Raw genomic sequence first — 22,509 nt, 5'->3', positions numbered from 1 at the left:
TATTATTTTAAATTAACTTTGAATTTAGCAGCCTTATCAAACGAAACTAAAGGTGAAAATTGGAGTTCAATCTGTCCAAGTTCATCCGTCCCATATGCAGCCGTTACATCCATTTGCTTGCCTGCAGCAACTGCATCTAATGTTGTATTTAATGCGTATGAATCCAGTTTCTTGTTATCAGGTCCATAAGCCTCTAAATCTGTTCCAACTGGAACGTCATCCTCCGATTGATTATCAACCGTATATTTAACGATAAAAACGTTCTTTGGTTTTGTATCAGCGTATTCATTACGTTCTGTAGTCGTTTGGACACTCGTTAATTTATAGGTAACTTTCCCCACTTTAACAGAATCGCCAATTTTATAAAATTGTGTCGTTTTTTTAGTCGATTGCGTGCTTGAACCAACCTTTTCTCCCCCATTTGAAGAACCACTACTTGATACTGAAATTCCAGCAATAACTAAGATAATGATTAAAATCCAAAACCAAACTCGTTTATAGAATGGTTTCTTCTTAACATACGTATTCCCATCCGCATCTGTTATTTTTTTTGCCAAATTAATACACTCCTTCTAAATTAAACTCTTATTACTTTTTTAAGTATAATAAATTAACAATTAAAAAACGTCTGCATTTTGCATAGTTTTTAAATTTTTCCATTTATTTTAAAATGCACAAATAAAAAAAAGTATTATTAGCTTGCGTTATTTATTCAACGTAACCCGATAATACTTTTTCCATTATTATTTATTAATCTTCGTCAGTCCCAGCTTTATTTGACATTCTGGGCAGTAACCATGTGTTTCAACATGTGTACTTTCAATTAGATAACCACTTTTTTGTTCTGCCTCACGCTCTGCCTCATGAAAAGTTAATTCTGTGAATATATCCGTTATCTTCCCACAATTAAGACAAATAGCGTGATAATGTGGAATGCCGAAATAATCATAACGCATTTTACCATCATCACCATTTGATAATTCGATAACTAATTTTTGAGCAACCAGTATTTGTAACGTATTATACACGGTCGCTATGCCGAGGCCTACGCTACCATCTTTAATACCATTAAAAATTTGTTCAACAGATGGATGATTATGTTGCGTAACCAAGTATTCAAGAATTACCTTTCGTTGTGGCGTAATCCTTATACCACGATCTTTTAAAATATCCAATGCTTGTTCTAAATTCTTATCAGTCAATTCAACGACCCCCGTTTTCTCGATTAGCTACAACCATTATCGCATAATTTATAAAATTTATGGACATTATCGATTAATTTAGTTTATAATGATTATATATTTAGAATCATTATAACAAAGGAGAGTTGTTTATGTCTAAAAAAATATCTCTATCGCAGAAAATAAATGTTCTAAGAGCGGGTGTCATGGGTGCCAACGATGGCATTCTCTCAGTCGCTGGAATTGTCATTGGTGTCGCCGGTGCCACCAGTAATAATTTTTCAATTTTCATTTCAGGTATCGCTGGTATGTTAGCCGGTACGGTTTCTATGGCAATGGGAGAATATGTTTCCGTAAGTACTCAAAAAGATTCACAAGAAGTTGCCACGGCTGATTCAGAATTTAATTTAAAAAATAATTACGATGATGAATACGCATTTGTTTATAAAAAATATTTAAAAACCGGAATTTCATCAACGTTAGCCTCGAAAGCAACAACAGAAATGATGACTGCCAACCCGCTAACGACTATCGTCCGTGAAAAATATGGTTTTAACCCCGAGGTTTACACAGATCCTTATGCAGCCGCCATTGCGTCAATGATTTCTTTCCCTATTGGGTCTTTACTACCCTTGCTAGCCATCACCATGTTCCCCGCTAAATTTAAAGTTACGGCCACATTTATTTCCGTTATTATCGCACTTGCCATTACTGGATTTAGTGCTGCTACTTTAGGTAATTCAAACCGTTCAAAAGCCATTATTCGTAATATCATTTCTGGCGTCTTAACTATGTTAGTTACATATTTCATCGGAACCTTATTCGCGCACTAAGAAAGGACACTTTATTTATGACAACTGAAACAAAAATTAATACCAAAAAATATAAAACAATGGATGAAAAACTTAATTCACTTCGTGCAGGTATACTGGGTTCTAACGATGGTATTTTAACCGTCGTTGGCGTTTTGTTCAGTGTTGCCGCCGCTACAACAAATAACTTTATTATTTTCATTGCAGGACTCACCGATTTAATTGCCTGCGCATTCTCGATGGCAGCCGGCGAGTACGCCTCAGTTAGTTCACAAAGTGATACCGAAAAAGCAGCCGTCGCCGTTGAACAACAAAGAATGCTGACAAACCGCGCAACTCAAATTGAAGAAGTTCAATCCTTTTACGCTTCAAAGGGTGTCTCTCAAGCAACGTCTCTTGAGATTGCAACAGAATTAATGCAGAAAAAGCCATTAGAAACCATTATTAGCGTTAAATACGGACTTGAATTAGGACACTATATGAATCCCTGGGATGCTGCTTTTTCTTCATTTATTTCTGCGGCACTAGGTGGTATCTTCCCATTATTAGCTATTATCATTTTACCAGGTAATTGGAAAATGGTGGGCACAATAATTGCTGTTTCCATAGCCGTAGCCCTAACAGCATTTATTAGTTCTAAATTAGGGGATGGTAAAATTAAAGTTGCCATCATTCGAAATATTATTATTGGATTCATCACAATGCTCATTCATTATGGTATCGGACAGTTCTTTTAAACGCATTATTCTATTTAATTCATAAAAAAATCCAAGTAACTACTCACATAACGGTTAGAATAAAACACTTCCGTTTAAAGTAACTACTTGGATTTTTTGTTTCTATCCGGACCAATTATCCCTGAATAGAAAATAAGTACTATCAAAATTTTATTATTATTTTAACAATTCCTTCAACGCTTCGGGGAAAGGCGTTAAATCGTGACCTAGGGCTTTCTCAAAGTCTGTTGAATTAACGTCTAATTGCCCGTCCTTAATATCATATTGAAAAGACAAGAAGATTTCTGCAACATTTTCAGGTAATCCGACAGCCATTAAACTATCAATGAACACCTGATCACTACCAGAAATCACTTCTAATTTCTTGCCTGTCCCTTTTTCCAATGCTTCAGCGAGTTCCACGTAAGTTGTTGGCTTACGTGATAATTCAAGTACTTCCGGGAAATCGGATCCAGCGAGTGCCTTCGCACCAACCTCAGCATATTCACGTTTCAATGCCCATCCCGTCTTACCTTCTCCCGCAGCGTACACAAATTTACCACTAGCCATAGCAGCTCCAATAATAGGCATTTCGTTTTCTAGGTACCAGTTGTTACGTAGAAAAGTATACGCAATTCCAGAATCTTTAATTAGCTTTTCCGTAAATCGATGATCACCTGAAAGACCGCTCTTAGAGTTATCTGCATCTGGAAAACTTGTATATGCAATATATGACACACCCGCTTCTTTTGCAGCACTCACAACATTTTTTTGATTAGCTTGTCGATTATCAGTACCCATTGAAACAAAAAGCAATCGATCAATACCCGTTAAGGCTTCCTTCATTGATACCTCATCAGAATATGTACCAATGCGAACGTGATAACCAGCATCTTTCAGTGCCTGACCTTTTTCTTCGCTACGAGCCAGTACGTAAGTCTCTGAGACTGGCACTAATTCCTTTAAAACCTTCAATGCGTAACTACCGTAACCACCAGTTGCACCCGTTACTAAATATGTCATCTTAATCGCCCCTTAAATTATATTTTAAATTACCTGTACATTTATTTATCACAGGTATAGAATAATACCTATCGAGCAAATAGTCAAGACTTACATTTAAGAAGGAGCATTAATATCATGAAATATTCAGTCCAATTTAGCGATGCAATTCATATTTTGGCATATATTGAAATGTCGAAAGGAACTAAGCATTTATCTAGTCAAAATATCGCAGAAAGTGTTGAAACCAATCCATCGAATATCAGAAAAATTATGAGTCATTTAAAAAAATCTAATTTAATTATCACCGCCAATGGGCAAGCGGGAGCAGTACTTGCGAAGTCACCTGAAGAAATTAGTTTGTTAGATATTTATAAGAGTATCGAGGGTGAAAACCATTTAATTCAAGTAGATCCTAAAACAAATCCTGCCTGCTTTGTTGGTGGTAACATTCAAGATGTTTTATCTGAGCAATATGCACTACTTCAAGAATCTATTGAAAAAAAAATGGATCAAATAACTTTAAGTAGCATTATTCAGCAAATCGCTGCATCAGAAATAGACCGTAGACCCGAAAATTCAGAAATTATGATTCCATTTATTTGAAATATGTTAACTGAAAATAAATTTTACAATGATTACAAATATAATAAACGGGTCTACAATATCTGTTGTTGGTGATAGAATTAACTTTCTATTACTAACAACAGATTTTTTGTATAATAACAAAAAAACCAAAAGCCATTAGACTTTTGGTTACGGGGTCATCCAGGTTCCACTATCTATTTCGCTTACCACAGAAAAATTAATAAGAAAGAAGGAATCTCCATATGTCTAATCATACTAATTTTCAATCAACTCATTATTTAATTTTTAAGTCTATGTATTTTACCAATTACTTCTGAATATTTAAATCAGTAATATTTTCATTTATTCACACTACTTGAGAAATTCAGCTATTAGAACTTTATTCTTAATAACTAATTCGCGACTATATTTTTTATCTCGATTAGAATCTCGTACAGTTTTCCACAATATTGCTGCCACCTTCATAGGAGAACTATATTCTTTTGAAATTGAATCATTAAAAAAATCTTTGACAAAGTTGTTCCACTGATAAGTTTTTTCTTCATTATTATTAATGGAATTATTTAGGTTTATATTAAAAAATTTTATTAAGTCCGCTACCGTAGCATTTATATATGCAGTCTTTTCAGCTTTTCTCATTTTAATTCCCATTGATTTTCGAAATGAAAATTTCTGAACACCAAAATAATTAGCAAAAAACTTTCTTGCTTCATTATTAAGAGAAAATCCTGAATTTAACAACTTGGTTTTTGAAGTAATTAAATCAGCAGTCAACACAGTAGATGTTTGTCTTCGAATTTTTCTAGTGGGATTTATATTTTCTGCTTTTTCACCTTCTAAAAATAAAATTATATATTGAGTCAATTCTGCTTTCGTTCCAAAATGTGGTAGCAAATAATTTCTACAAACTTGCTCCAATTCTACCTTATACCAATAGTAACTTTTAAATATTTCACTAGTCATATTTTTATTAAAGTCAGGTCTTATTGTCATCCACATACTCCTTTCTTAATTAGTTAAAAATTAAATTAAAAAAAGCTCTGATAAAATATCAGGGCTTTTTAACGTCTTTCTAACGGCGAGCTTCTTTAATACGAGCAGCTTTACCATTAAGAGCACGTAAGTAGTACAATTTAGCACGACGTACGCGACCATGACGGATAACTTCAATTTTAGCAACACGAGGTGAATGCAATGGGAAAGTACGTTCAACACCGACACCGTTACTGATTTTACGAACAGTGTAGCTTGAGCTAATACCTTTACCACGGCGTTTTAAAACAACACCTTCGAAAAGTTGGATACGTTCACGTGTGCCTTCAACAACACGGGCGTGAACTCGAACAGTATCACCTGGGCGGAACTCAGGAATATCTGTACGTAATTGTGCTTCTGTAAGTTTTGCGATCATTGGACTCATAATTTGGATCTCCTTTTCGACAGAAATTCATACACATTTATATGCCAGCGGAATATCGTAATTTTATGTGGCTTTTAACCACTTTTGAAAGTGTATCATATTAATTTAGAGGCGTAAAGGTAATTTCCTTTACTTCTCTGATTTTATATCGGCTAGCCATTCAACTTGTTGCTTAGATAGTTGGATATCCTCCAACAAGTCCGGTCTTCTCTCAAGCGTTCGTCTTAATGATTCTTTTTGACGCCACTCTTCAATTAATTTATGGTTTCCATTTGTTAATACATCTGGAACCTGCATCCCTCTAAAATCCGCTGGTCGTGTGTATTGTGGATATTCCAACAAACCATTTGAGAAAGAGTCTCCTGGGGCTGATTCTTTATTACCCAAAACTTCAGGCAATAAACGAACCGTTGCATCGATCATAACCATTGCTCCGAGTTCACCACCCGTTAAGATATAGTCACCAAGTGAAACCTCGTCTGTTACAAGTTCACGAATACGTTCGTCGTATCCCTCATAATGACCACAAATAAAGGTTAAATGTTCTTCATTGGCAAATTCTTCGGCAACTTTTTGATCAAATTTACGGCCAGCTGGGTCTAACAAAATAACTTTACCTTTTGTGTTAGATTCTTTTTGAACGGCTTCTAGAGCGTCAAAAACTGGTTGCGCCTGCAGTAACATCCCTGCGCCACCGCCATATGGATAATCATCAACATGGTTCTGTTTATCAGTCGTAAAATCTCTAAAATTAGTTAATTTTAAATCAAGAACATTATTATCAATTGCCTTACCAACAATTGATTGTTTCATCGGTCCATCAAACATTTCTGGGAACAAACTCAAAACATCAATTTTCATATTTAGTCGTCCAATCCATCTAAAAGTTCAACTGTTACAAGATTATTATCGATGTTAACATTTTTAATAACATCTTTAATAACGGGCAATAGCAGATCACCCTTACCTTGTCGTTTAACAACCCATACATCGTTGGCACCTGGACTTAAAATTTCGTAAATGGTCCCAATTTTTTCTTTGTCTTCGTTTTGAACGTCTAACCCAATAATTTGATGGTAATAATAATTACCTTCTTCTAATTCTTGAAGACCCTCATCAGCCACTTTTAAATCCAGACCTTTATATTTTTCAACCAGGTTAATATCTTGTAATCCTTCAAACGTCACGAGTTCAAAATTTTTATGATGTCTATAGGTCATAACCGTTAATGAAATAACTTGTTTACCATTTTTATCAAACAGATACAAGACGGTTCCCTTTTTAAAACGTTCAGAAACGAAGTCAGTTGTTGCCATAATTCTAACTTCTCCTCTGATCCCATGAGTATTGACGATGGTTCCTACTTGATAATAATCCATATTTGCTCCTTTTCATTGTAAAATAAAAACTCCTAAACAAAACATTCCTGCTTCATTCAAGAGTTACTATTTTAATCTAATATGTTTAGACGCACTCGTTTCGAACTTGCTAGACGCACACCATAGATTATTGTTCTAATAGCCTGCGCAACTTGTCCGTGCTTCCCAATAATACGGCCAATATCATCTGCATTCACAGATAATTCAAAATAGACATAATGATCATCTTGCTTCTGTCCAACTTGGACATCATCAGGATTTTCAACAAGCGGTTTGACAATTGTTAAAATTAAATTTGTCACTTCTGCTTCAGTCATTTAATCGTCCTTATTTTTTAGAGAATTTAGCTTCATGGAATTTCTTCATGATGCCTGCATTTGAAAGAATGTTACGAACAGTATCTGATGGTTGTGCACCATTGTTCAACCAGTTAATAATACTTTCTTCTTCAAGTGTTACTGTTTGTGGTTCTGTTAATGGGTTGTAAGTACCAACGTTTTCGATGAAACGGCCATCACGTGGTGAACGTGAATCAGCTACAACGACACGGTAGAACGGTCTCTTTTTAGAACCCATACGTTTTAAACGAATTTTTACTGACATTAATATACACCTCCTGATATCTACTTCAACAATAATTAATATACCAGTTATTTAATGGCTTGTAAAGGTTTTTTTCTTGACAGTTAAAATAAATTTCAAAAATGCCTTTAAAGCCACACCAGTATTGATTTATTTATCGATTATTTTCTAGAATTTTTATTTTTTTTCATGCGTTTTTTCTTGTTTTTCTTATTTTTACGAACCATTGAATTCATGGACATCTTAGCCAAGCGACCCGTTACGCCCTTACCAAGCATTCCTTCCATTCCCTCAAAATTACCACTGTTCATTTTCTTCATCATCTTTTTCATCTCGCCGAATTGTTTAATCATACGATTAACTTCAACGATTGGACGTCCTGCTCCAGCAGCAATACGACGGCGGCGACTTGGATTTAAGACATCTGGATTTTCACGTTCTTGTGGTGTCATTGAATAGACGGTTGCTCGCATATGATCAATATCTTTAGGATCCATTTTAACATTCTTCATGGCTGGATTATTAGCCATACCAGGGATCATCTTCATGATATCTTCCATAGGACCCATATTTTGTAACTGATCCATTTGACTTAAGAAATCATTAAAATCAAATGTATTTTCTTGGAATTTTTCAGCCATTTTAGCTGATTCTTTTTCATCAAAATCTTGTTGCGCTTTTTCAATCAGCGTGAGCATATCACCCATGCCTAAAATTCTTGATGCCATGCGATCGGGATAGAATACATCCAAATCAGTCATTTTCTCGCCTTGACCAATAAATTTAATTGGTTTACCTGTTACGGAGCGAATTGATAACGCGGCACCACCACGAGTATCACCATCTAATTTAGTTAAAACAATACCAGTAACGTCTAATTGCTCATTGAAGCCCTTAGCCACGTCTACCGCACTCTGTCCAGTCATTGAATCAACTGTTAAAAGAATTTCGTTAGGTGCGGCTAATGCTTTTATTTGAGCTAATTCATCCATTAAATTCTCATCAATTTGTAGACGACCGGCCGTATCAATAATAATGTAATCATTTTTATTTTCTGCAGCCTGTGCTAATCCCTGTCGAACGATTTCTACAGGATTAACCTTCGTACCTAATTCAAAAACAGGGATTTCTAAATCACGACCCAATACTTGTAACTGGTCAATAGCAGCTGGACGATAAACATCGGCCGCGATCATCAAAGGTCTGGCATTTTCTTCTTTTTTTAATTTTAAGGCTAACTTACCGGCTGTCGTAGTTTTACCAGCCCCTTGTAACCCAACCATCATAATAATAGTTGGGATTTTAGGTGATTTATTTAACGGAACAGCTGTTTCACCCATAACTTTAGTTAACTCTTCATTAACAATTTTTACGATTTGTTGTGATGACGTTAAACTATCAAGAACTTCTGACCCAATTGCACGTTCTCGAACGACTTTAACGAATTCTTTAACGACCGTAAAGTTAACATCGGCTTCAAGCAAGGCTAAGCGAATTTCACGCATAACTTCCTTTAAATCAGTCTCGGAGATTTTACCCTTACGACGAAGCTTCGTCATCGCATTTTGTAATCTTTCTGTTAGTCCTTCAAATGCCATTTTAGCTACCTACCTTATTCTTCGTCTAATTCTTCTAATTGATTAATTAGATCGGTTAATTTTTGGTCTTCTTCATAGTTGCTATCTGTATACTGTTTAATTTGATCCAATTTTTCATTACGTTTAATAAAATTATGATATAAATTCAACTTATCTTCATAATCTTCTAAAATTTTTTCGGTTCGCTTTATATTGTCATAGACGGCTTGTCGACTGACATCAAAGTTATCCGCAATTTCTCCAAGTGAGAAATCATCGCCATAATACATAGCCATGTATTCAGCTTGTTTTTTAGTTAATAATGATTCATAAAATTCAAACAATGCATTTACTCGATTTGTTTTATCAATCGCCACTAAAAAAACTCCTTCGTTTTGTTTCATTTAGTCCTATTAGAAGGGTACCGATTTTAAGGCTAAACGTCAATAGCAAAAAGAAGCCAGATTAGATTAAATCCAACTTCTTAACTTTATTCTTCTGTTGTTTCTGCTTCTTCTTTTGCAGGTTGTTCTCGAACGAGTCCTTTAAACAAGCCATAAACGAAATCTTCCGCATTAAAATCACGTAAATCATCCATCTGTTCACCTAATCCAGCAAGTTTTACTGGTAAATGCATTTCATTACGAATTGCTAAAACAATACCACCACGGGCGGTGCCATCAAGTTTTGTTAAAACAATACCGCTGACATCAGTTGTTTCCTTAAATTGTTTAGCTTGAATTAATGCATTTTGACCCGTTGTTGCGTCCAAGACAAGTAGGACTTCGTGAGGTGCGTCAGGGATTTCCCTGGAGATGATGCGTTTAATTTTGTCTAACTCGCTCATTAAATTAACTTTATTTTGTAAACGGCCTGCCGTATCAACAAGTAAGACATCATAGTCTTCCTCTTTAGCCCGTTTAACGGCATCAAAGATAACTGATGCGGGATCACTTTTTTCTGGACCACGTACGACTTCTACATCCACACGACGTCCCCATTCAGCGAGTTGTTCAATTGCACCGGCTCTAAATGTATCTCCGGCAGCCAAAAGAACCTTCTTACCTTCTTCGTGGTAACGATGTGCTAATTTACCAATTGTAGTCGTTTTACCAACACCATTTACGCCAACAAATAAAATAACGGTTGGACCCGATTCAGCTTGTGCAATCGAATTATCTTCGTTTTCACCCTCTGATTCGTATAAATCAACCAATTTTTCAATAATTGCGGCAGAGACAGCATCAGGATCACTAACATTGCGTAATTTAACCTCTTCTTGTAATTCACGACTAATTGTCATAGCTGTTTCAAACCCTACATCAGCTTCAATTAAAGTTTCTTCTAGTTCTTCAAAAAAGTCCTCATCGACCGTTCTAAAATTTGCAAACAATGAATTTAATCGTTGTCCAAAAGTTTTTCTTGATTTCTCGAGACCCTTATCATATTTTTCTTGTTCAGAAGATTCTGGTTCTTCACCCGTAAAGGCCTGTTTAATTCTACTAAATATTCCCAATTTTAGCGCCTCCTAGTCTTTTGGTAGTATATCAAACCGCATTATCTAATGATACCGAAACCATCTTAGATATACCCGATTCCTGCATGGTGACACCATACAGCGTATTTGCTTCGACCATCGTTCCATTTCGATGAGTAATCACAATGAATTGCGTTTCTTGATGAAAGGATTTTAAATAACTCGCAAATCGGGCGACGTTAGCATCATCAAGTGCCGCTTCAGCCTCATCTAAAATACAAAAAGGAACCGGTTTAACTTTTAAAATAGCAAATAATAACGTTATTGCCGTTAGTGCCTGCTCGCCACCAGAAAGTAAACTTAAACTTTGGACTTTCTTACCAGGTGGTTGAGCCAAAATATCAATCCCGGTTGTCAGAAGATTATCCGGATTGGTTAATTGAAGCTGCGCTTTACCGCCACCAAACATAACCGGGAAAATAGCCTCAAATGCCTTTGAAATATCATCAAAACTATTTTTAAATCGTTTTTCAACTTCCGTATCCATATCAAACATCGTTTTTTTCAATTGTTCATCAGCTTCTAATAAGTCTGTTTGTTGCGCCAATAAAAATGAATAACGCTCATTAACTCTTTCAAACTCATCAATTGATGCGACATTAACATTACCAATTTCTTTTAACCCTTTTTTCAATAATTTTTGTTGTAGTAAGATAGCTTCAAAGGTCTGATTACTTTCTGATTTTGCCGCTTCCTCAAAAGTTTTCTGAAACTCGCTATTTAACTTATTTAAAGACGTATCAAGTGAGTCATCAAGTTGTTGTTGCTGATTTTCAGTTTTTACCTTATCAGCAATAACATTTCTCTGTAATTCAGAAATACGCGATAAATGTTCATTTCCTTCGGTTAAAACTTGATTAACCTCAGAACGTTTTTGTTTAAAATCAATCAGGTTTTGGTTAGATTGATCCATTTTCTTTTGAAATTCTTGAATTTTTTCTTGAATTTCACTTTCTTGCATCTGGCCGTTTTCGGTCCGTTTAATTAGTTCTTGGTAGCGTTCTTTAATTGACGCCCGTTCTTGTATTAAACGTTTAATTTCAGTATTTAATTGAGTAACGTGCCCATTTTGTTGTTTTAATTGCTCTTGAAAAACAAGTAAACTCTCACGATGATTTTGTTTTTTTACCTGTTGCTGTTTTTCAAACTGTCCAGCATTTTTTAACCTCAAATTAATTTCAGTAATTTCGGTGTTTACTGTCTCAATTTGTTGCGTCAAATCAGTTATTTTTTCTGTGTTAACTTTATATTTTTGTTCATTATTAATTTGATTAGTTTGATTTTCTTTCAACGTATTACTTTTTTCAGTCATCATTAATTCTTGTTGCTCTAAAGTTAAACGACCCGTTGTTAATTGCGTCTGCGTCTCTTGATACTGGTTTTTCAAATCGACAATCAATAGCTCAATCGACTCAATAGTCTGTTTTTGATTTTCAATGGCCACTCTTGTCTGGTTACCTTGAATCTCACGAGTATCCAATTCTCGTTGCATTTTTTGGATACTATCATCCAGCTGTACAATGGCTTGTTTTTGATTTAATAAGCCACCGGTTCGTTGTTGCTTACCACCAGTCATTGACCCACCAGCATTCATCACTTCTCCGGTAAGTGTAACAACCTTAATTCGATGGCTCAACAAACGGCTAACCGTAATTGCAGCATCCATATTTTGAACAATAATCGTACTTCCTAACAAGTAACTGTTAACCTCAGAGAATCGAGAATCAACCTGAACTAACTCAGCGGCAACACCAATTACACCAGCATGACTTAAAACAGAACGTTGGGTGCTACTCAAAACCCGACTTTTAATAACTGATATTGGTAAGAACGTTGCCCGTCCGTAATTTTTTTGAGTTAAAAACTTAATTGCACTTTTAGCAACGGTCTCATCTTGGACAACAACTTGTTGCAATTGTGCACCCAACGCCGTTTCAATCGCCGTATTAATTTTTTTTGGCACTGTCATTAATTCGGCAACAGAACCATACAACCCAGGAAACTGATCCTTTTCTTTTAAAATTTCTTTAACACCTTGATAGTAACCGTTATAACTATTTTGAATTGACTGTAAATTATCTTTTTTATTTTTCGCTTGTTGTAGTATATTGGACGCCTCAAACCAATTACGCTGTTGACTTTCATAGGTTTCAACATCAACTTTTAAATTGGCTTTTAACCCAGCTATTCTTTGTTCCTCGTTAGCTAGATTACCAGCGACCAAATCAAATTTAGTTTTTTTAATCGAAAAATCATTTTGTAATTGGTTTAACTGATTTTGCTCGTTAATTAACGGCTGTTCATCTGTGATTATATTGGTCTTTATTAATTTTTGTAAAAACTCATTTTCACTTTGTAGTCGTGTTCGCTGTTGAATGGCTTCATTAGCATTGTTCTCTAAGTTCTTTAAGTTGTCTTCGCTGGACACAGCAATATTAGATAATTCGTTATCAATTGAACTGATAACCACTTCTTCATCCGTAATATTTTGTTGCAATACCAATAATTGTTTATTCATATTCGCTAACGCTTCTTGTTTTAACTTAATTTGGCCAGCCAACGTCTCTTGCTCATTCTTTAATTCCGTTATTTTTTGTTTTTCAAAATCTTTTTTTTGAGTGGAGACATTACTTTGTCCCGTTAAACGTTCCTTATTGATTGTTAAATCTAGTAATTCATTTTGAGTTTGATCAATCAAATTTTCAATCTTTTCTAGTTCAGTTCGATGTTTAGTTACTTCTTGTTCTTTTATCGTTACTTTAATTTTAAAATCGCCGTCCATTTTAATTAACTTATCTAACGACGATACCACAGACTCTTTTTGTAATGATTGTCTTTTAATAGATTTCACTAACCGGCTGAGTTCTAATTCATCAAATTGCTTTTTTTGGGCCACATAATCTTTTGCCAGACTACTTTGCTCACGTAACGGATCCAATTGACCTTTGAGTTCAAATATAATATCAGAAACTCGGTCCAAGTGTCCCTTTGTTTCTTCTAACTGTCGCACAGCAACATGTTTTTCTTGTTTATATTTTAAAACGCCCGCAACTTCTTCAATAATTGAGCGTCTATCTTCAGGTTTACTATTAAAAATTTCGGCAACTCGACCTTGAGAAATGATCGAAAATGATTCTTTTCCAAGACCGGTATCCATAAACAGGTTCGTAATGTCCTTAAGTCGACACTGTCTTTGATTAATCATAAATTCACTAGTGCCATCTCTAAATAACCGTCGGGTAACGGTTATTTTTTCGGGATTATCTTGAATATAAAAATCAGAGTTATCGAAAGTAATGCTAACCTCGGCACGGTTAATCGATACTCGGTTTGTTGACCCTGCAAAAATAACGTCCGGCATTTTACTCCCACGTAAATTTTTTGCCGATTGTTCACCAAGTACCCAACGAATAGCTTCAATAATATTACTTTTACCACTACCATTAGGGCCAACGACGCCAGTCATCCCATCTTTAAATTCAATTGTTGTTTTGTCTGCAAATGATTTAAACCCATCAATGACTAAAGACTCTAATTTCATTTATTACTGACCCCCTGAACATTTTTACTTTCTTAGTAACCCCAATGCATTACTTGCTGCTTGTTGTTCCGCAACTTTCTTAGAGTGTCCAGCACCCTGTCCGATAATCTTGCCATCAGCACTAACAGTCATCACATATTGTCTGTCATGTTCCGGTCCAAGGTCATCAACGACATCGTACGTAATCACAATATCACCATCTTTTTGTAAAAACTCTTGTAGCGACGTTTTATAATCCATAACGTGATCAAACCATCCCAAATCTAATTTAGGAAAAATAACTTTCCTGATAAATGTTTCGACGGCTAATTTGCCCTGATCTTGATAAAGCGCTCCTACAAAAGATTCAAAAATATCACACAATAATGCAGGTCTTTGACGCGCATTCGCTTTTTCCTCACCTTTACCTAAGCGAATAAATTCATCAAAGCGACATTCTTTAGCAAATGCACTGAAACTCTCTTCACAAACCATTGCGGCTCTCAAACGCGTTAATTTGCCTTGTGGTAGCATCGTGTATCTTTGATATAAGTATTCTGAAACCGTTAACTGTAAAACGGCATCCCCTAAAAATTCAATTCGTTCATAAAATTTTAAATTTTCTTTTGGATGCTCGTTTACATACGATGCCTGTGTAAATGCTTCGTCCAACAAAGCCACATTCGTAAATTTAATACCAAAATCTTCTTCCAACATTTCGTTTAGTCCTTTTATCATTTATTATCCTCCATTTATTATCATTAACGCTCCTACAATTATACCCGTTTTATGAATTAAAGGGTACTTAATACGCAAAAAAGCGCTGGCAAACTGAATTGCCTCGACGCTTTTACAAACCTATTCAATTTATTAATTTTAATAATTATTTTAAGTTAGCTTTGATGAAAGTAACAACGTCTCCGATGGTTACCAAACTTTCTGCATCTTCATCAGAAATTTCTGCGCCAAATGTATCTTCAAGTTCTAAAACAAATTCAACAACATCTATTGAATCTGCATCCAAATCTTTTTTAAAGTCTAAATCAGGCGTAATCTTTTCCGTTGGTAAATCAAAATGTTCTTCAATGATTTTAGCAATCTTTTCAAAAATTTCTTCTTCTGTCATTCTAATAACCTCCTTTTAAATCATGACGTAATTTTAACCATTTTTCAGAGAAATGTCTAGTTAATTTTGCGTTTTATCAGTCTCTTTTTCAAAATAGTCAACAATATTGGGAACCATATTTGCGTTAACCATATCGTTAGTTTGCTTAATGGTGTAATAAATTGACTCAGCTTTACTTGAACCATGAGCCTTCACAACAGGTGCTTTGACTCCTAATAAAACAGCACCGCCATATTTTGGTGAATCCATTTTATTTTTCAATTGTTTCAAACTTGGTTTTAATAAAAGCGCACCTATTTTAGCACGTAATCCACCACTCATAATGGCATTTTTTAATAAAGAAAACATCCCTAAAGCAGTTCCCTCAACTGATTTCAGAACGGCATTACCGGTGAAACCGTCAGAAACGATGATATCAGCTTTACCAGAAAGTAAATCATTAGATTCGATATTACCCACAAAGTTTATTTCAGGATCATTCAATAATAATTGGTATGCTTCTTGCGTTACTTTATTACCCTTGTGAGGTTCAGAACCATTATTTAAAAGACCGATCTTAGGCTTTTCAATATGACGAACATTTTTAGCGTAGTAATTCCCCAATACAGCATATTGGTGTAAATGTTCAGGTTTACTCTCTGCATTTGCACCAGCATCTAATAAGTTAACAGTTCCGTCATTAGACATAACAGGTAGTGTCGCCATTAAGCCAGGTCGTGAAATACCTTTAATTCGGCCGATTACAAAAAGACCTGCGGCAAGTAACGCTCCCGTATTTCCACATGAGAAAATGGCATCATTTTCACCATCTTTAACGGACTGAGCTGCCAGAACCATTGACGCATTTTTTTTCGAACGAATTGCCTTAACTGGTTCATCGTTCCCGTCGATTTCTTCGTCAGTATGCACTATTGCAATGTTTGTATCATCGTTCAAAAATTCACGAATTCTTTTTTCATCCCCATACAATGTAAATTGAATCGTGTTATCGTCATTTCTAGCGCGTTCAACACCCTCAACGACTGATTGAGGTGCAAAATCGCCACCCATTGCATCAACTGCTAATTTCATAATTATCTTATTCTCCTAACTTATTTAATCAAATTTTAAATCCGTATTTTGGTGTTCTTTTAAGTAATCATTTAATGGTTTAAATTCGGGATTATTTTCAAAATCATCCCGAAATACAATTTCATGTGCTTCTTGTTGCGCGACTTGTAAAGCATTAATGTCACCAATCGGGTCACCAATTTTAAATTCAGGGATACCCGACTGCTTACGACCTAATACGTCCCCAGCGCCCCTCAACTCTAAATCTTTTTGAGAAATCACAAAACCGTCCGTTGTCTCCGTCATAATTTGCATTCTTTGAATGCCAAATTCGTTCTTTGGATCCGCAATTAAAACACAGTACGACGCTTTTTTTCCTCGACCAACTCGTCCTCGTAATTGATGTAATTGTGCTAACCCGAATCGTTCTGCATTATAAATCATCATGACAGTCGCATTAGGAACATCAACACCAACTTCGATAACTGTTGTTGACACTAAAGCTTGATACTTATTCGCCTTAAAGTCAGCCATCATTTGGTCTTTTTCGTCATTCTTCATTTTACCATGTAATAGGCCAACTTTATATTTTGGTTCAAATATTTCTTTCATATTCTCATATAAAGCTAACGCATTCTTTAAATCCAAAGTTTCTGATTCATCAATCAACGGCGTAATAATGTAGGCCTGTGATCCCTGAGCCAACTGTTCTTTAATTAAATCGATGCCTTTTCCCACCTGGGAGCTTTTTAACCATGATGTCGTAATCGGCTGACGTCCCGCGGGTAATTCATTAATCGTAGAGACATCCATTTCGCCGTAAGCGGTGATTGCGAGCGTTCTCGGAATTGGCGTAGCCGTCATTGCTAAAACGTCTGGTTCGGCACCTTTTTCTCTTAAAATACGTCGTTGATTCACACCAAATCGATGTTGTTCATCAGTAATTACCAAACCAACGCGTTTAAATGAGACATCCGGTTGGATGATGGCATGTGTTCCAACAATCAAGTTCACTTCACCTGACTCGAGATGGGCTAATAACTCACGTCTAGCCTTCACCTTCATTGACCCTGTTAAGAGCGCAACGTTCACTGGAAAGTCTGCAAATAAAGTCGCCATATTATTGGCATGTTGTTCGGCTAAAATCTCAGTTGGGGCCATTAAGACAGCTTGATAACCGGCAGTTATGGCAGCGTACATGACTATTGCTGCCACGATTGTTTTACCCGATCCAACATCTCCTTGAAGCAAGCGATTCATATGAATCGCTTGCTTCATATCAGCACAAATTTCATTAACTACCTTTTTTTGGGCGGCAGTTAACTCAAAAGGTAATGTTTGAATAAATTTTTTTAGTTCATTATTTTGATAATTAATTTTAATTCCATAATTTTTAGTATCAGTCTTTTTTACATATTGTAATTTTAACTGAAATAAAAAGAACTCTTCAAAAATAGCCGTTCGTTTCGCTTCATGAAAATTTTTTTCATCCTTTGGAAAATGAATATCATGCAGCATCATTTTACGATTTACTAAACGGTACTTCTGAATTAATTCTGTTGGTAACAATGAGCCGACTTCATCGGCATATTGTTCAAACGCCTGGGTAATTAATTGTCGAATTGCCGTTTGGTGAATATCCTTAGATGACCGGTAAATTGCAGCTAACCCATCATCGGTTTGTTTAGTTAATAATTTCATTCCAGACAAACTTTTTCGCTTATCGTCCCACTTACCGTACACGGCAACTTCCTTACCAATCTCAAATTGTTTCTGCAGGAAAGGTTGATTAAAGAAACTAACAGTTATATTACCGTCATCAACTAGTAGTCGAACATTTAACAAATTTCTTTTCTGACCAAATCTAACTAAAACGGGCTCAGAAGAAACAGTGCCCTTTAATGTCACTTTTTCTTGGTCCGTAATCTCGGATAACTTTTTCGCTTTTAAATCATCATATCGATAAGGGTAAAACGTTAATAAATCTTCAATAGTATTAATACCTAACTGGTTAAGTGCCGTTAATTTTTTAGGTCCAACACCCGTTAAGACCCCAACCGAATCATCTAATGATGCCATTTTGATACCTCACTTTCCTCAGAATATAAAAAAAAGGAGAGAACATAGCCTCATCCCGCCTTTATTTTATGTTATTTTATTCAACCGAAATTAAATAAGGATAAACCGGTTGGTTTCCTTCATGGATTTCAACTTCTAAATCTTCATCAATTTCGTAAATAGCCGCTTCGATTTCTTTAGCCTCAGCTTCGGAACCGTCTTCACCTACAATAATTGTAATGATTTCACTATCTTCATCCAACATTTCCTTAGTCATTTCGATGGCAACTTTTTTACGATCATTATCAGTTACTTTGATGCTACCATCAATGATTCCCATATAGTTGTCTTTTTTAATTTCAACGCCTTCAATCGTTGTATCACGCACAGCAATTGTTACTTGTCCAGAAGTTACTGTATCCAAGTTTTCAATCATAACTTCTTTATTTTCTTCTAATGTACTATCAATATTAAATCCAAGCATTGCCGTCATTCCTTGAGCAATTGTACGACTTGGTACAACAACTGCGGGAACTGCTGATACTTCAACAGCTTGTTCAGCAGCTAGGAAAATATTTTTATTATTAGGAAGAATAATAACATTTTTAGCTTTAGTTGCTTCAATGGCTTTAACAATATCTTCCGTACTTGGATTCATTGTTTGTCCACCACTTAAGATGTAAGAAACACCTAAACTCTTAAATAACGTTGCAACACCGGCACCAGATGAAATTGAAATAACTGCAATTTCACTAGGTTCCACACTTGCATCAACCGCTTCGGCTTCTTCTTCGTCATTTTCCAAGATTGTTTCATGTTGTTGACGCATATTATCAACTTTAACTTTAATTAATGAGCCATAATGTTGGCCATAAGTCATTACTTCACCGGGATTTTCCGTATGAACATGCACTTTAACAACTTCGTCATCAGCAACAACGAGCAATGAATCACCAATTTCACTTAAATGATTTCTAAATTCATCATAATCAAATTTTTGATCAACTAGACGACCAGCACCTAATTTAAGCATAATTTCCGTACAGTAACCAAACTGAATGTCTTCAGTACTTAATTGACTTTGGACACTTTGATGGTGACTAGCATTAACCATTTCGTCCATCTCTTTTTCGTTTGGCTTATATTCTTCGCTAACTGTTTCTTTACCAGTTAATGCATCATAAAAGCCTTCATAAACGAATGTTAATCCTTGACCACCCGAATCAACAACGCCGACTTCTTTTAAAACAGGTAATAAATCGGGTGTTGTTGCTAAAGCCTTCTTAGCTGCCTCATAAGTTGCTTCCATAACGACAATAACATCGTCACTTTCAGAAACGGCTTTATTTGCCGCCTTAGCAGCTTCTCTGGCAACCGTCAGGATAGTTCCCTCAGTTGGTTTCATAACAGCTTTGTAGGCAACTTCTACCCCACCTGTTAGAGCGTCTGCTAAATCAGCAGCAGTTAAGACCTCTTTAGATTCAATTCGCTTGTAAAAACCTCTAAAAATTTGTGATAAAATAACACCCGAATTACCTCGAGCGCCCATTAACAAACCTTTAGCTAAAATTGAAGATAATTCCCCAACGTGTTCAGAAGGTGAATCTTGAACATATTTTGCACCACTTGCAAATGAAAGGTTCATATTAGTACCTGTATCACCATCTGGCACTGGAAATACGTTTAATGAGTTAATAAATTCGGCATTTTTAGCCAATCGTTGTGAACTAATTTGGACCATTTGTCTGAATTCTTGGTCCGTAATTTCTGTTACAGTCACTTCGTCTTCCTCCTCGGTCACTACTAAAATAGCTGGTTACTAATCGCCTAGTACGCGAACGCCCTGTACTAACACGTTTACTGAATTAGCAGATACACCTAGCATCGTTTCTAAATTGTATTTCACTTTTTCTTGGACATTACGACAAACTTCAGATATTTTTGTGCCGTAGCCGACAATAATGTAAACATCAATAGCAACACCATTATCTTCTTGACGAACAACAACACCTCTAGAATAATTATCTCTTCTTAAAATTTCATTTACATTGTCACGGATTTGGTTTTTACTTGCCATTCCGACAATACCAAAAATTTCAGTTGCGGCACCGCCAACAACTGTCGCAATAACTTCATTATCAATATCAATCGTACCAAATTGCGTTTTGATCTTAACAGCCATAAGAATAGCCTCCTTATATTTTCACACAATCAATAAGAGTATTTTATCATAGGATATGATAGAATAAAAGAAAAATAGCAGCCAAGTAAATCCAATTCCCCGACACGTGGGAATCTCAAGCTGTCAAGCAAATTTACTTGAAAGAAAAGTATTGCATTATATGGTTAAATATGATATTTTTGTTTAGGTAAGTAAGCATAGCTTTGCTTTTTAAGTGAATTGCAGAGGAGGATATGAATATGGCAAAAGATTTTATTACAGGACGTAAGACTACTTTCGGTAAGAAACGTTCTCATGCATTGAACCAAACAAACCGTAGCTGGAAACCTAATTTACAAAAAGTTCGCATCTTAGTTGATGGTAAACCTAAAAGAGTTTATGTATCTGCTCGCGCTTTGAAGTCAGGTAAAGTTACTCGTGTTTAATTCAATTTAAAAAGACTCAGCATTACGCTAAGTCTTTTTTTTTGCCCTATTTTTCATCATCGCGACTTTGAATAACCGCAACGACTCCTGATTTAAAACTAAACTCACCTGTATCCCCCACAAATTCGTTACTTGCTAGCGAGACCGGGTATACAAAATCAATTTTATTCAACGTATATTTTTCATCCATTAAACTTAAATGGGTCACCTGAGTCAACGGAATAAATGCAAGATATTTTTTCCCGTCTTCTTTCACCAAATGGTAACTTCCCGGTTTAAAAAAACGAATTGAATTTTGCTTATCAACTAAACATATTTTTTCAAACATCGTGTTAAACGGTTCTCTAAAGATAAAAAATAAATTAGCCAATAAATGATCAATTCGACCACCCGTCGCACCATAAATCATTACTGTATCAAATGTAAAATTCGCAATGGCTTCTCTCAAAGCCAATTCCGTATCCGTATCATCTTTTTCAGGGTTAGCCGTTTTAGTATGCCTACTGTGTTGTGTCACTAATTTAAATTCAGATTCAGTCATTGAATCAAAGTCACCAATTGACAACTCTGGTGTAATTCCTAATTGAACTAATCTTAATGCACCCCGATCGACACCTATCCATGGACCCTGAATATTTCCGGCAACCAATTCGTCTGGCCACTGTTCCTTAGGTCCACCAACCAAGATATTGAGGATCATTTTGTTGATTCTCTTAACTTATTAATTTGTTCAGTTGGGTTGTCGCTATTGTAAATATATGATCCGGCAACTGCAACCGTTGCACCACTTTCAAGACATTCTTTAATCGTTTGGTCGTTAATACCGCCATCAACTTCAATATCAAAATCATAATTTTGAACTTGTTTAATACGGTCTAATTGATCAATTTTACGTTTCATTTCTGGAATAAACGATTGACCACCAAATCCAGGGTTAACCGTCATTATAAGGACTTGATCAACAAGTGGTAAAACCTGTTTAATGGTTTCTAATGACGTTCCTGGGTTAATCACAACTTCGGCTTTAACGCCTAGTTTTTTAATTTGTTGAATCACACCAAAAATATGTGCCGTTGCTTCAACGTGGACACCAATAATATCAGCGCCTGCTTTAGCAAATTCTTCAATATATGTTTCTGGGTTTTCAACCATCAAATGACAGTCTAAAACCATTTTTGTTAATGGGCGAATTGCTTCAACCACGTTTGCGCCAAAAGTTAAGTTAGGCACAAAGTGACCATCCATAATATCAATATGTAGGTACTCTGCTCCTGCTTGATCGACTACCTTAATATCCTTTTCCAAATTTGCAAAATTAGCGCTTAAAATCGAAGGTGATAATTTCATTTTGGTC

General features: G+C 35.6%; 25 protein-coding genes. 4 read left to right on the top strand and 21 right to left on the bottom strand.

Annotated features, from left to right (window positions below; translation table 11 throughout):
- Positions 1–2: 2 nt before the first annotated feature.
- Together FC66_RS00840 and FC66_RS00835 are read right to left on the bottom strand one after the other, a co-directional pair.
- Positions 3–557 (bottom strand): DUF4352 domain-containing protein, encoded by a 555-nt coding sequence (locus tag FC66_RS00840; RefSeq protein ID WP_057973475.1) that lies wholly within the window; start codon positions 555–557, stop codon positions 3–5.
- A 186-nt stretch (positions 558–743) separates the two neighbouring features.
- Positions 744–1,202, bottom strand: coding sequence for a Fur family transcriptional regulator (locus FC66_RS00835; protein ID WP_057973474.1), 459 nt, complete (start codon positions 1,200–1,202; stop codon positions 744–746).
- 131 nt (positions 1,203–1,333) lie between these two features.
- On the opposite strand from FC66_RS00835, the gene FC66_RS00830 reads away from it, so the two are divergent.
- Entirely contained in the window at positions 1,334–2,014 is a 681-nt protein-coding gene (locus FC66_RS00830; RefSeq protein WP_057973473.1) for a VIT1/CCC1 transporter family protein, read from the top strand.
- Between the two features lie 17 nt (positions 2,015–2,031).
- A complete protein-coding gene (locus tag FC66_RS00825; protein WP_057973472.1) occupies positions 2,032–2,730 on the top strand; it encodes a VIT1/CCC1 transporter family protein in 699 nt (232 codons plus the stop codon).
- A 156-nt stretch (positions 2,731–2,886) separates the two neighbouring features.
- On the opposite strand, the gene FC66_RS00820 is transcribed toward FC66_RS00825, so the two are convergent.
- Complete coding sequence (locus tag FC66_RS00820; protein WP_057973471.1) at positions 2,887–3,732, bottom strand: SDR family oxidoreductase; 846 nt, start codon at positions 3,730–3,732, stop codon at positions 2,887–2,889.
- A 117-nt stretch (positions 3,733–3,849) separates the two neighbouring features.
- Here FC66_RS00820 and FC66_RS00815 point away from each other — a divergent pair, with 117 nt between their 5' ends.
- Positions 3,850–4,317 (top strand): Rrf2 family transcriptional regulator, encoded by a 468-nt coding sequence (locus FC66_RS00815; protein WP_057973470.1) that lies wholly within the window; start codon positions 3,850–3,852, stop codon positions 4,315–4,317.
- Positions 4,318–4,650: 333 nt separating this feature from the next.
- On the opposite strand, the gene FC66_RS00810 is transcribed toward FC66_RS00815, so the two are convergent.
- The 16 genes from FC66_RS00810 to FC66_RS00735 all read right to left on the bottom strand — a co-directional run bounded on the left by FC66_RS00810 (position 4,651) and on the right by FC66_RS00735 (position 20,730).
- Complete coding sequence (locus FC66_RS00810) at positions 4,651–5,292, bottom strand: SAP domain-containing protein (protein WP_057973469.1); 642 nt, start codon at positions 5,290–5,292, stop codon at positions 4,651–4,653.
- 79 nt (positions 5,293–5,371) lie between these two features.
- Positions 5,372–5,719, bottom strand: coding sequence for a 50S ribosomal protein L19 (gene rplS / locus FC66_RS00805; RefSeq protein ID WP_057973468.1), 348 nt, complete (start codon positions 5,717–5,719; stop codon positions 5,372–5,374).
- A 129-nt stretch (positions 5,720–5,848) separates the two neighbouring features.
- Positions 5,849–6,580: a tRNA (guanosine(37)-N1)-methyltransferase TrmD gene (trmD, locus tag FC66_RS00800; protein ID WP_057973467.1), complete on the bottom strand. Its 732-nt coding sequence runs from the start codon at positions 6,578–6,580 to the stop codon at positions 5,849–5,851.
- Positions 6,581–6,582: 2 nt separating this feature from the next.
- Complete coding sequence (rimM, locus tag FC66_RS00795) at positions 6,583–7,098, bottom strand: ribosome maturation factor RimM (RefSeq protein WP_057973466.1); 516 nt, start codon at positions 7,096–7,098, stop codon at positions 6,583–6,585.
- A gap of 71 nt (positions 7,099–7,169) precedes the next feature.
- Positions 7,170–7,415 carry a KH domain-containing protein gene (locus FC66_RS00790; RefSeq protein ID WP_057973465.1) on the bottom strand — a complete coding sequence of 82 codons (246 nt, stop codon included), beginning with the start codon at positions 7,413–7,415 and terminating at the stop codon, positions 7,170–7,172.
- A gap of 10 nt (positions 7,416–7,425) precedes the next feature.
- Positions 7,426–7,701, bottom strand: coding sequence for a 30S ribosomal protein S16 (rpsP, locus tag FC66_RS00785; RefSeq protein ID WP_057973464.1), 276 nt, complete (start codon positions 7,699–7,701; stop codon positions 7,426–7,428).
- 140 nt (positions 7,702–7,841) lie between these two features.
- Positions 7,842–9,278: a signal recognition particle protein gene (ffh, locus tag FC66_RS00780; RefSeq protein ID WP_057973463.1), complete on the bottom strand. Its 1,437-nt coding sequence runs from the start codon at positions 9,276–9,278 to the stop codon at positions 7,842–7,844.
- A gap of 14 nt (positions 9,279–9,292) precedes the next feature.
- The gene (locus tag FC66_RS00775) at positions 9,293–9,634 is read right to left on the bottom strand and encodes a putative DNA-binding protein (protein ID WP_057973644.1); all 342 of its coding nucleotides are present in this window, start codon (positions 9,632–9,634) and stop codon (positions 9,293–9,295) included.
- A gap of 113 nt (positions 9,635–9,747) precedes the next feature.
- A complete protein-coding gene (ftsY, locus tag FC66_RS00770) occupies positions 9,748–10,773 on the bottom strand; it encodes a signal recognition particle-docking protein FtsY (RefSeq protein ID WP_057973462.1) in 1,026 nt (341 codons plus the stop codon).
- 31 nt (positions 10,774–10,804) lie between these two features.
- On the bottom strand, positions 10,805–14,335 hold the full coding sequence (gene smc / locus FC66_RS00765; RefSeq protein WP_057973461.1) for a chromosome segregation protein SMC: 3,531 nt from the start codon (positions 14,333–14,335) through the stop codon (positions 10,805–10,807).
- 24 nt (positions 14,336–14,359) lie between these two features.
- Entirely contained in the window at positions 14,360–15,052 is a 693-nt protein-coding gene (gene rnc, locus FC66_RS00760) for a ribonuclease III (protein WP_057973460.1), read from the bottom strand.
- Positions 15,053–15,197: 145 nt separating this feature from the next.
- Positions 15,198–15,440 carry an acyl carrier protein gene (gene acpP, locus FC66_RS00755; protein ID WP_057973459.1) on the bottom strand — a complete coding sequence of 81 codons (243 nt, stop codon included), beginning with the start codon at positions 15,438–15,440 and terminating at the stop codon, positions 15,198–15,200.
- 60 nt (positions 15,441–15,500) lie between these two features.
- Positions 15,501–16,511, bottom strand: coding sequence for a phosphate acyltransferase PlsX (plsX, locus tag FC66_RS00750; protein WP_057973458.1), 1,011 nt, complete (start codon positions 16,509–16,511; stop codon positions 15,501–15,503).
- A gap of 24 nt (positions 16,512–16,535) precedes the next feature.
- Positions 16,536–18,569 (bottom strand): ATP-dependent DNA helicase RecG, encoded by a 2,034-nt coding sequence (gene recG / locus FC66_RS00745; RefSeq protein WP_057973457.1) that lies wholly within the window; start codon positions 18,567–18,569, stop codon positions 16,536–16,538.
- 76 nt (positions 18,570–18,645) lie between these two features.
- Positions 18,646–20,328, bottom strand: coding sequence for a DAK2 domain-containing protein (locus tag FC66_RS00740; protein WP_057973456.1), 1,683 nt, complete (start codon positions 20,326–20,328; stop codon positions 18,646–18,648).
- A 39-nt stretch (positions 20,329–20,367) separates the two neighbouring features.
- Positions 20,368–20,730, bottom strand: a complete 363-nt coding sequence (locus FC66_RS00735; protein WP_057973455.1) for an Asp23/Gls24 family envelope stress response protein — start codon at positions 20,728–20,730, stop codon at positions 20,368–20,370.
- A gap of 239 nt (positions 20,731–20,969) precedes the next feature.
- Here FC66_RS00735 and rpmB point away from each other — a divergent pair, with 239 nt between their 5' ends.
- Positions 20,970–21,155, top strand: coding sequence for a 50S ribosomal protein L28 (gene rpmB / locus FC66_RS00730; protein ID WP_057973454.1), 186 nt, complete (start codon positions 20,970–20,972; stop codon positions 21,153–21,155).
- Positions 21,156–21,201: 46 nt separating this feature from the next.
- Here the strand turns inward: rpmB and FC66_RS00725 are convergent, their stop codons facing one another.
- Complete coding sequence (locus tag FC66_RS00725) at positions 21,202–21,855, bottom strand: thiamine diphosphokinase (protein ID WP_057973453.1); 654 nt, start codon at positions 21,853–21,855, stop codon at positions 21,202–21,204.
- Entirely contained in the window at positions 21,852–22,502 is a 651-nt protein-coding gene (rpe, locus tag FC66_RS00720) for a ribulose-phosphate 3-epimerase (RefSeq protein ID WP_057973452.1), read from the bottom strand. Before rpe ends, FC66_RS00725 begins: the two co-directional genes overlap by 4 nt.
- Between the last annotated feature and the right edge of the window lie 7 nt (positions 22,503–22,509).

It is taken from the genome of Dellaglioa algida DSM 15638, assembly GCF_001434695.1.
In the GTDB taxonomy this organism is placed as follows: Bacteria; Bacillota; Bacilli; order Lactobacillales; family Lactobacillaceae; genus Dellaglioa; species Dellaglioa algida.
The sequence above is the reverse complement of the archived record's forward strand: the minus strand, read 5'-3'. Positions and strand labels throughout refer to the sequence as shown.